The sequence below is a fragment of the Kocuria arenosa genome, assembly GCF_042879215.1.
Lineage (GTDB): Bacteria > Actinomycetota > Actinomycetes > Actinomycetales > Micrococcaceae > Kocuria > Kocuria arenosa.
Genome location: NZ_JBHZTA010000026.1, coordinates 1 through 9,676, shown reverse-complemented (window position 1 = coordinate 9,676; position 9,676 = coordinate 1). Strand labels below are relative to the sequence as shown.

The following is a 9,676-nucleotide window of genomic DNA, read 5'->3' as shown; positions in this document are numbered from 1 at the left end:
GCGCTCTACGACCGGCCGGCCACGGAGTTCGTGGCCGGGTTCATCGGGTCCCCGGCGATGAACCTCTTCCGGGTCCCCGTGGCCGGCGCGGTGGCGAGCTTCGGCACGATGCGCCTGGAACTGACCCACGAGCAGCAGGGGCGGCTGACCGGGACCCACGTGACCGTCGGGATCCGCCCGGAGGACCTGCACCCGGCGCCCGAGGGCACCGGGCTTCCGATCGAGGCCGACGTGGTCGAGGAGCTCGGGGCGGACGCGTTCGTCTACGGGCACCTGGCCCCGGTCACCGCCGCGAACACGATCGTGCCGGTGGACCCGACCGGGACCGTGGAGGAGGACGCCGAGGGCGCCCACGAGATCATCGTCCGGGTCGAGGGCCGCACCCCACCGCGGGCCGGGGCCACGATCTGGGTCGCCCCGGACCTGGACCACGTCCACCTCTTCGACACCACCACCGGCACCCGCCTCCCCGACTGAGCCCCGGGCCGGCACGTCAGCGGGCCGGCACAGCGCACCGACGCCACGGCGCCCTCCCCCGACGGGGAGGGCGCCGTGGCGCGTCCGGGACCGGATCAGTCGCCGGCGGGGTGGTCGGCGAGCACCTGCTCGACGAGCTCGGGGTCGGCGTCCCGGACGTCCCAGTTGCCGGTGCGGTCGTGGTAGTCCCGTGCGGCCGCCGTCACGTTGTAGCGGCTGGCGTCGCGGGGCGGGTCGGAGTGCTCGAGCACGTGGAGGAGATGGGTCTCGGCCTGGGCGAGTGCCTGCGGATCGTGCATGGCGGGTTCCTTTCGGTACGGACCGGACCGTTCCCGACCCGGATTGATCAGCCAACTGACGAATTCTAGCCGACGGTTGCCTGCGACGCACCGGGGCCCACCGACTCGGCTCAGCGCAGGTCCAGCTCCTCCAGCTCCTCGTAGAGCTCGGCGGCGCGGCTCACCCGCTGTCGACCCTCCGGCCCCGCGGCGGCCAGCACGCCGTCGGCGAGCACCGACACGAGGCTCATGGCCGCCGCGTAGGAGTCGAACGGTCCCACGCCGTCGAGGGGGCACTCGATCCACAGGTCCACGGCCGAGGCGTGGCGCCGGGCCGTGCTGTCCGCGATGAGGACGGTCCGCGCCCCCGTGGCCGCGCAGACCTCCACCAGGCGCTCGAATCCGCGGGGGCGCCGCCGGAAGCCCAGCAGCACGACGACGTCCCCCTCGCCCACGCCCACGAGCTCCTCCCCGAGGGTCTGGCCGGGCAGCGGGGCGAGTCGGACCCGGTCCCGCGCCTGCTGCAGCTGCTGCCTGAGGTGCAGCGCGACCGGGTAGCTGTTGCGCAGACCGACGAGCAGGACCGTTCCCGCGTCCGCCAGGGCGCGCACGGCCCGGGCCGGCCGGTCCTCCCCCGCCGGGTCCAGGACCTTGCGCAGGTTCTTCAGCTCCTGCTCCAAGTGCTGGCTCAGCTCCGGGTCGGCGTCCGGGCCGAGGGGCACGCCCTGCTGGCGCAGGGTGCGGGCCGTCTCCCGGAGGTCGGTGAAGGACTCGAAGCCCAGATGCCGGTACAGCCGGGAGAGGGTGGCGCGGGAGACGCCGCTCATCTGCGCGAGCTCCGCCGAGCTGTACAGGGCGAGGTCGTCCAGGTGGTCCAGGATCAGGTCGGCGGCCCGCTGCTCCTGGGGAGAGAGCCCGGCGTAGTGCGCATGGATGCGCTGTTCGATCGACACCCTCACCACCCTAGCGACCGCCGGGATCAGCGCGGGTGGCCCCGCGGCGACACCGGGGCCACCCCGGTTGCTAGCATGACCCGGTATGAAGGGTTCCCTGGCCCCACACTTCCCCCTCGCGCCCCAGGACGGCCCCGCCCCCGGCGGACGGTCCGGGAGCGTGTCCATCCAGACGGCCTTCCCGGACCCCGTGCTCCTGGAACTGCCGTGGGACACCCCCCTCGAGCAGTGGCCGGAGGACGTCCTCGCCGCTCTTCCCCGCGGCATCTCCCGGCACGTCGTGCGCTTCGCCCACGCCGGCGAGAAGATCGTCGCCGTCAAGGAGACCGTCCCCCACTACGCCCGGCACGAGTACGTCACCCTGCGCCGGCTGCAGCGCATGGGCATCCCGTCCGTCGTGCCGGACTCCGTGGTCACGGACCGGTACACCCCCGAGGGCGAGCCCCTCCCGGCCGCCCTGGTGACGGACCACCTGAGCTTCTCCCTGCCCTACCGGGCCATCTTCTCCGCCGGCCCCAGCGCGGCCACGGTCGAGCGGCTCGTGGACGCCCTCGCCTCGCTCATCGTGCAGCTGCACCTCTCGGGCTTCTACTGGGGTGACGTCTCGCTCTCGAACACGCTGTTCCGCCGGGACGCCGGAGCGTTCGCCGCCTACCTGGTGGACGCGGAGACGGGCGAGATCCACCCGGAGCTCACCCGCGGCCAGCGGGGGTACGACATCGAGCTGGCCCGCACCAACGTGGCCGGTGAGATCATGGACCTGCTCGCGGGGGCCGCCGAGGAGGGACACGACATCGCGGACGTGGTGGATCCCTTCGAGGTCTCCGACCGGCTCGTCGCCACCTACGAGTTCCTGTGGCGCGAGCTGACGGTCGAGGAGTCCTTCAGCATGGACGAGCGCTGGCGCGTGGTCGAGCGGGTGCGCCGCCTCAACGAGCTCGGCTTCGACGTCGAGGAGGCCTCCATGGACACGGTCGACGGGCGGATCCGGCTGCGCCCGCAGGTCGTGGAGCCCGGCCACCACACCCGCCGCCTGCAGCGGCTCACCGGCCTCAGCGCCCACGAAAACCAGGCGCGCCGGCTGCTGACCGACATCGCGCAGCTGGGGCAGGACCTCTATCCGGGCCTGCCCGAGGAGCTCGTGGCCCAGCTGTGGATGCGCGAGGTCTTCTCCCCGATCATGGAGGCGGTCACCCCGCCGATGCGCCGCAAGCTCGAGCCCGCCGAGATCGTGCACGAGGTGCTCGAGCACCGGTGGTTCCTCTCAGAGCGCGCCGGCAAGGACGTGGCGACGCACACCGCGGTCGAGGACTACGTGGCCTCGGAGCTGGCCCAGCGCCCGGACGAGCGAGAGGTCTTCTGAGCCGGAGCCGGTCCGGACGGCTCAGGGCCGGTGCGCCTCGAGCACACCGGTCAGGGTCCGGTGCACCCGCCGGGGCCAGTCCTCACCCAGACTCCCGTACCGGGCCACGTGGGAGTAGGCCGAGCCCAACACGAAGTCCAGGACGACGTCGACGTCCAGATCCGGACTCAGCCGCCCCGCCGCCGTCTCCGCCGCGAAGAGCTCCTTGAGCCGCTCCACGCGCGGCCGGACCAGGTGCGCCCGCAGGATCCGGGACGTCTCCGAGTCCGGGTCGCTCAGCAGCGAGACCGCCACCCCGATGCCCATGTCGTGGAGCAGGAAGTCCAGCGCCTCGGCGAGACCCTCGTCCCAGCTCGCCGGGGCGCTCGGCCGCTGCGGTGAATACGTGGCCACGGCGTCCTCAAGAGCCCCCTCGAGCATCTCCAGGCTGTTCGCGTAGCGGCGGTAGATCGACGTCTTGGCCACGCCGGAGGCCGCCGAGACCGCCTCGATGCTCACCCGGTGCGGTCCGCCCTCACGCAGGAGGGCGAGTGCCGCCGCGGTGATCTTCTTGTCGGTGGTGACGGTCCGCGGATCGGTCCGGTCGTCGTCGCCCATCGGTGCCCTCCTGCTCGCCGTCCGCCGCCGGGGCGCTCAGGCGGTCTTCCAGTCCTCGATGGGCCAGTGGTTCTTCCGGGCCAGCCGGTACAGCGGCAGGTCGGGGTTGACCGTGTAGGGGTGGCCCATGAGCAGCAGCCAGCTGGCGTCCGCGTGGGAGTCCCCGTAGCCGTAGGAGCGGGTGAGGTCGTAGCCGCCCTGCTCGGCGTACGTCTTGAGCCACTGGGCCCGCGCCTCGTCGACCAGGGGCGGAGCGGCGAGGTAGCCGGTCATCACGCCGTCGCGCTCGTCCATCCGGCCCGCCACGACCTCGTCGAAGAGGTGGGCGATGGGCTCCACGAGCAGGTCGATGGACCCGGTGACCAGGACCGTGCGGTGCCCGGCGGCGCGGTGCTCCTCGATCCGGGTCAGGGCCCCGGGGCGCAACAGACGCCGCATGTCCTCGCCGAGGGGACCGGCCACCTGCTCCCGCACGGTCCCGGCGGGCACGCCCTGGTAGCGGCGCATGAACGCCCGGATGAACTCCCCCCGGTCCCGCTTCTCGGCCTTCAAGTAGGTCGGGGCGCTCGAGACGAGGTCGGCGACCTCCGCGGGCCACTTCGCGGGGTGCAGCGTCCGGCGGCGCAGCTGCAGGTACTGGCGGATGACCGTGGAGTCCAGGACGGTGCCCTCGAGGTCGAAGACCGCGAGCACGTCCGTGCCCTCCTTGAGGCCTCGCCGAGCGCTGCCGCGCCGATTCGAGGCCGCCTGGAGCCGGCCGTAGGCCTTGGTCATCGTGGTCAGGGCCGGCAGGTGCACGTTCTGCCAGTAGTCGGCCCAGTCGATCGACCGGACGTCGAAGGTCCGGTCCTCGGGCGTGCCGGCGGGCAGCGAGTCGTTGAGCTGCCGCGTGCTGGCGTCGTCGAAGATCATCTCGGTGCGCGTGTAGGACTGGTAGAGGTCCACGTAGGTGCGCAGGGAACCGAGGCCGGACTGCATGCGGTGCAGGGAGGTGGACCACTCCCGGGTGCGGGAGGTCGCGGGCAGCGCCGAGGTGATCCGGCCGCCCACGGCGGAGAGCCTCTCCTTGACCGCCAGCGAGCGCTCCACGGCGTTGTTGGCCGGGAACTTCCACTCGGGCACGCGGATGGGCTTGCCCTCGGCGTCCTCGAGCGGGTGGGCGAGGAAGAAGGACCGGACGTTCTCGTACATCTGGTGGAACGGGAGCGGGTTCGAGGCGCCCGAGCAGACCTGGTAGTACGCAGGGGCAGGGTCCGCCTGACCGTCCGGGGTGACGGTGCCCGACGGGGCGCGGTGCCCGTCCGTGGCCAGCGCCACGATCACGTTGACCACGAAGTCGACGGGGATGACGTCGAGCACGGAGTCCGGCAGCCCCGGGAACTCCGGCAGGGCCCCCTTGGCGTAGGCCATGATCAGCGGGTCGGCCACCTTGTAGCCGTCGATCCAGCCGGGGTACGGGTGGCGCAGCGCGGACTCGATGATGGACGGGCGGACCACGGAGAGACGGTGGCCGGCGCCCGTCCACTTCTGCTCGGCGACGCGCTCGCCCAGGGCCTTCGTGAAGGTGTAGATGTCGGTCCAGCCTAGGGACTGCGCCCGGGTGCGCCCGTACTCGACGAGGCGGGTCCGGACCCACTCCTCGCGCGCGGCCTCCGCGGCGCGGGCCACCGATTTGGGGCCCTCCTTGCCGTGGTCCGCCGTGGCGTCGTCGATGATGGACTGCAGCCGCTCCGGGGTGCGGGAGGCCATCTCGGCCTCGTCGCGCGCCCGCTGGGCCGCCTCGAACTCGGCGGCCCAGTCGACGTCGTGGTCCACGGGCGCCTCGGGGCGCAGGCCCTTGGCGATCCCGCCGACGTAGCAGGTGGAGACGTGGATGACATGCGGGTCGTGCCCGGAGGCCAGGAGCGCGTCGTACAGCCCGGTGGCGCCGCCGACGTTCGTGCTGAAGGCCTCGTGGATGGGCGGGTCGAAGGACACGGTGGAAGCCGAGTGGATCACCACGTCGAAGGGCTCCGTGATGCCCGCGAGCGCCGAGAGATCCCCTTCGAGCACCGCGGTGCGCTCGGCGAAGACCCGCTTGGCCTCGTCGTCGCCCAGGCTCTCCCGCCAGGTGCGGAACGCGGGCTTGCGCAGCAGCTGCCGCAGCCGCTGCTCACCGCTGATGCTGCCCCGGGGACGGACGACGGCGGTGACGTGCACACCCTCGTGGGCGGACAGCAGCCGTTCGAGCACCGCCTGCCCGAGGAAGCCGGTGGCTCCCGTCAGCAGGACGCGCGTGGTGGGGGTCTCGGTCAACGGTGTTCCTCCGGTGGTGTGCTGGTCCGCCGCCGGTGCGGAGCGGGTGGGGGGCTGCGGGCGGACCCTGCCCGGCGGGCGACGACGGCGCCCCTCGAGCGGACCGCACCCGGCTACGCTACGGCTACCGTAGTGTAGCCTAGATCTCATGCTTACCGCTCTCGTGACCGGGGGGACGTCCGGCATCGGCGCCGCGTTCGCCGAAGCCCTGGCCCGCCGGGGAAATGCACTCGTCCTGGTGGCCCGCGACGCGGACCGCCTCGAGCAGGTCGCGTCCAGGCTGCGCACGGAGCACGGCGTGCCGGTCGAGGTCCTGCCCGCTGACCTTTCCGACCGCGCCGACGTGGACCGCGTCGCCGCCCGGGTGGAGGACCCCGAACGACCCGTGGACGTGCTCGTGAACAACGCCGGGTTCTCGGTGAAGACCCGCTTCGCCGATCCGGACACCGGCGCCCACGACCGCGCCTTCGAGGTCATGTGCCGAACCGTGCTGGTGCTCTCCTCGGCGGCGGCCCGGGCGATGACGGCGCGCGGCTCCGGCTGGATCATCAACGTCTCCTCCACCGCGGGACTGGTCACCATGGGCTCGTACTCGGCGATCAAGGCCTACACGACCGCGTTCACCGAGGCCCTGGCCGTGGAGCTCCACGGGACGGGCGTCCACGTCACCGCCCTGCTGCCGGGCTGGGTGCGCACGGAGTTCCACGAGCGCGCCGGCATCAGCGGCTCCTCGATCCCCTCCTTCATGTGGCTCAGCCCCGAGCGCGTGGTCGAGGAAGCCCTCGACGACGTCGCGCGCGGCAAGGTGCTCTCGATGCCCACCAAGCGCTACCGGCTCCTCGGGTTCGCCCTGCGCCACCTGCCGCGCTCCGCGGTGCGCCGGATATCGGGCCTGGTGGCCTCGGCCCGCCAGAAGGAACGGGCGGCCGGCTCGTGACCCGCCGCGACCCCCACGACCCCGTCCCGGTCCAGCGCTCCATCGACGGCGGCAGCACCGAATCCTCCTCCGAGGCCGCACCGGAGGCCCCGCCCGCGTCCTCCGCACACCTGAGCCCCGACCGCTTCCGCAATCCGCGGCGCCGGCTCGCCCGCAGGATCGCCCAGCGGATCTTCCTGCAGGGCCTCGCGTACCGCACGGTCCGCCGGACCGTGGTGACGCACCCCGCGGCGGACGCCCTGGACGGGGCGTGCATCGTGGTCGCCAACCACTCGAGCCACCTCGACGCGCCGCTCGTCCTGGGCTCGGTGCCCCGACGCATCCGGCGGGACCTTGCGACCGGGGTGGCCGCGGACTACTTCTTCACCGCTCCGCACAAGCGCATGTTCACCGAACTGATCTTCAACGCCTTCCCGGTGGACCGGACGGGGACCGGGGCGAACCGGGGGCTGTCCAAGCAGCTGCTGAAGGCCGGGGTCCCGCTGCTGATCTTCCCGGAGGGCACGCGGTCCCGCACGGGGAAGATGGGCACCTTCAAGATCGGTGCTGCGGGCCTCGCCAAGGCCGTGGGAGTGCCGGTGGTCCCCGTCGCGCTGATCGGGGCCTACGAGGCGATGCCCCGCGGCGCCCGCTGGCCGCGCCGCGGCCGCCCCCGCGTGGTGGTGGCCGTCGGCGAGCCGCTGGCCGCCCGCGAGAAGGAGCCCACCTCTTCGTTCAACGACCGGATCGAGGCCTCGGTCCGGGCGCTCTACGCCGAGCACCGCCCGCGCATCGACGCCTGAACCACCACCACCCCCGAGAACCAGGAGAGAACTGCGCAGATGGCACACGTGAAGCACATGAAGTGGTGGGGGTGGGGCGAGGAAGGCGTGCACTTCGAGTACGCGAACAAGCCCGCCTTCGCCCCGTTCGTCAAGAACGCCCTGGACGTGGACCTGCGGCCCCGGCAGCGCGACACCATCGACTTCTCCACGGTCAGCGTCCCCGCCTCCCGCGCCGAGGAGGCTCTCCTGCAGGCACTGGCGGCCATCACCGGAGCCGAGCACCTGACGCTCGACGACGAACTGCGCATCGTGCACTGGGCCGGCAAGTCCGTCACCGAGCTGCTGCTCACTCGGGCGGGCGACTTCGCGCGCGTGCCTGACGTGGTCGTATACCCCGACACCGAGGACGAGGTCGCCCAGGTGCTGCGGCTCGCGGTGGAGCGCGACCTCGTGGTCATCCCCTTCGGCGGCGGCACGAGCATCTCCCGGAGCCTCCAGCCGGACCCCCAGGAAGAACGAACGATCGTTTCTCTGGATCTGGGTCGGATGAACCAGGTGCTCTCGCTCGACGAGACCTCGGGTCTCGCCACCATCGAGGCCGGTGTGCTGGGCCCGGACATGGAGGAGCAGCTCAACGCCCGCGGGTGGACACTGGGCCACTTCCCGGACTCCTTCACGCACTCGACCCTCGGCGGCTGGGCCGCCACGCGCTCCTCGGGGATGCAGTCCGACAAGTACGGGGACATCGCCGACATCGTGCGCGGCATGCGGGTGGTGCGCTCCGGCGGGACGGTGGTGCTGCGCCCCCTCCCCTCGACCTCCACGGGTCCGAGCCTGCGGGAGATGATCATCGGCTCCGAGGGCCGGCTGGGCGTGATCACCCAGCTGGACGTGCAGGTGCACCGCATCGCCGAGCACCGCGAGGTCATCGCGTACATGTTCCCCACCTGGCAGCAGGCGCTCATCGCCATGCGCGAGATCGCACGGTCCGGCGTCAGCACCACGTTCGCCCGCGTCTCCGACGCCCACGAGACCGCGTTCTCCCTGTCCACCCAGAAGGCCCCCGCCACCCTGAAGAAGAAGGCCTCGGCCAAGGGCCAGGACGTGCTGTGGGAGCTGATGCGGCGCCGCGGCTGGGACACCGACGCCATGTGCATCGCCTACGTGTGCTTCGAGGGCAGCAAGCCCGAGGTCGAGCGCCGGAAGAAGGCGGTGGCCGGCATCGCGAAGAAACAGGGCGCGCTGGTGCTCGGAGCCGGCCCCGGCGCGCTCTACGACCAGAAGAAGTTCGACACCCCGTACCTGCGCGACTTCCTGCTCGAGCAGAACACCATCGGCGACGTGTCCGAGACCGCGGCACCGTGGTCGAAGCTCACCACGGTGCACCAGGCGGTCTACGAGGCCGCGCAGCGGGCCTTCGAGTCGCAGGGCAAGACCGGGTGGATCATGTCCCACATGTCCCACTCCTACCATGCCGGGGCCTGCCTCTACTTCACCTTCGGGTACGAGATCGGCGGGGACCCGCACGGCGAGTACGCCGTCATCAAGAGCGCGATCCAGCAGGCTTTCATCGACGCCGGCGGCACGCTGTCCCACCACCACGGAGTGGGTCTCGAGCACAGCCCCTGGATGGAGCAGGACGTCTCCCCCGAGGGAGTGCAGCTCATGCGCAGCCTGTTCGCGGCCGCGGATCCGGGTGGCCACTTCAATCCCGGCAAGATCGTGGGCTGATCGTTCCGGTGCCGCCCACGGTGCGGGTCCTCACCGTGGGCGGTGGGGGCCTGCTCTGCGGGCCCGGTGCGGTGTAGTGCCTGCGCGGGCGCCGGTGTGGTGTGGTGCCTGTGCTGCGGCGCGGTGTGGTGCCAGCCCGGTGTGGTGCCGGTGCGGTGCAGTGCCTGTGCGGCGATGCCTGTGCCCTGCTGCGGTGCGGTTGCGGGGGGTGTTAAATGCGGGGAGCCCCCGCACGGTGTGCGGGGGCTCGACCCTTGGTGGTGTGGTCCGGCGGTGTCCTA

At 72.1% G+C, this 9,676-nt stretch carries 8 protein-coding genes and 1 pseudogene; 5 read left to right on the top strand and 4 right to left on the bottom strand.

Annotation, left to right across the window (positions count from 1 at the left end; all coding sequences use genetic code 11):
* A pseudogene (locus ACFYE3_RS18845) lies at positions 1 to 477 on the top strand (sugar ABC transporter ATP-binding protein); the annotation flags it as partial.
* Between the two features lie 95 nt (positions 478 to 572).
* Here the strand turns inward: ACFYE3_RS18845 and ACFYE3_RS18840 are convergent.
* Both ACFYE3_RS18840 and ACFYE3_RS18835 read right to left on the bottom strand, forming a co-directional pair.
* Positions 573 to 776 carry a hypothetical protein gene (locus ACFYE3_RS18840; RefSeq protein ID WP_368823547.1) on the bottom strand — a complete coding sequence of 68 codons (204 nt, stop codon included), beginning with the start codon at positions 774 to 776 and terminating at the stop codon, positions 573 to 575.
* 110 nt (positions 777 to 886) lie between these two features.
* The gene (locus tag ACFYE3_RS18835) at positions 887 to 1,708 is read right to left on the bottom strand and encodes a MurR/RpiR family transcriptional regulator (protein WP_368833949.1); all 822 of its coding nucleotides are present in this window, start codon (positions 1,706 to 1,708) and stop codon (positions 887 to 889) included.
* Positions 1,709 to 1,793: 85 nt separating this feature from the next.
* Between ACFYE3_RS18835 and ACFYE3_RS18830 the strand changes: the two genes are divergently transcribed.
* Positions 1,794 to 3,071 carry a DUF4032 domain-containing protein gene (locus ACFYE3_RS18830; protein WP_387611954.1) on the top strand — a complete coding sequence of 426 codons (1,278 nt, stop codon included), beginning with the start codon at positions 1,794 to 1,796 and terminating at the stop codon, positions 3,069 to 3,071.
* A 21-nt stretch (positions 3,072 to 3,092) separates the two neighbouring features.
* On the opposite strand, the gene ACFYE3_RS18825 is transcribed toward ACFYE3_RS18830, so the two are convergent.
* Entirely contained in the window at positions 3,093 to 3,668 is a 576-nt protein-coding gene (locus ACFYE3_RS18825) for a TetR/AcrR family transcriptional regulator (RefSeq protein ID WP_387611952.1), read from the bottom strand.
* Between the two features lie 36 nt (positions 3,669 to 3,704).
* Positions 3,705 to 5,963 (bottom strand): HAD-IB family phosphatase, encoded by a 2,259-nt coding sequence (locus ACFYE3_RS18820; protein ID WP_387611950.1) that lies wholly within the window; start codon positions 5,961 to 5,963, stop codon positions 3,705 to 3,707.
* Positions 5,964 to 6,111: 148 nt separating this feature from the next.
* Here ACFYE3_RS18820 and ACFYE3_RS18815 point away from each other — a divergent pair, with 148 nt between their 5' ends.
* The 3 genes from ACFYE3_RS18815 to ACFYE3_RS18805 are packed head-to-tail and all read left to right on the top strand — an operon-like array spanning position 6,112 to position 9,395.
* A complete protein-coding gene (locus ACFYE3_RS18815) occupies positions 6,112 to 6,900 on the top strand; it encodes an SDR family NAD(P)-dependent oxidoreductase (protein WP_387611947.1) in 789 nt (262 codons plus the stop codon).
* Positions 6,897 to 7,682, top strand: coding sequence for a lysophospholipid acyltransferase family protein (locus tag ACFYE3_RS18810; protein WP_387611944.1), 786 nt, complete (start codon positions 6,897 to 6,899; stop codon positions 7,680 to 7,682). Before ACFYE3_RS18815 ends, ACFYE3_RS18810 begins: the two co-directional genes overlap by 4 nt.
* 39 nt (positions 7,683 to 7,721) lie before the next feature.
* Positions 7,722 to 9,395: an FAD-binding oxidoreductase gene (locus tag ACFYE3_RS18805; protein WP_387611941.1), complete on the top strand. Its 1,674-nt coding sequence runs from the start codon at positions 7,722 to 7,724 to the stop codon at positions 9,393 to 9,395.
* Positions 9,396 to 9,676 lie beyond the last annotated feature (281 nt).

What these genes read in the sequence shown, in the direction of transcription:
- ACFYE3_RS18840 (WP_368823547.1), bottom strand. Translation starts at nt 776, where the DNA reads ATGCACGATCCGCAGGCACTCGCCCAGGCCGAGACCCATCTCCTCCAC.
- ACFYE3_RS18830 (WP_387611954.1), top strand. Translation starts at nt 1,794, where the DNA reads ATGAAGGGTTCCCTGGCCCCACACTTCCCCCTCGCGCCCCAGGACGGC.
- ACFYE3_RS18825 (WP_387611952.1), bottom strand. Translation starts at nt 3,668, where the DNA reads ATGGGCGACGACGACCGGACCGATCCGCGGACCGTCACCACCGACAAG.
- ACFYE3_RS18815 (WP_387611947.1), top strand. Translation starts at nt 6,112, where the DNA reads ATGCTTACCGCTCTCGTGACCGGGGGGACGTCCGGCATCGGCGCCGCG.
- ACFYE3_RS18805 (WP_387611941.1), top strand. Translation starts at nt 7,722, where the DNA reads ATGGCACACGTGAAGCACATGAAGTGGTGGGGGTGGGGCGAGGAAGGC.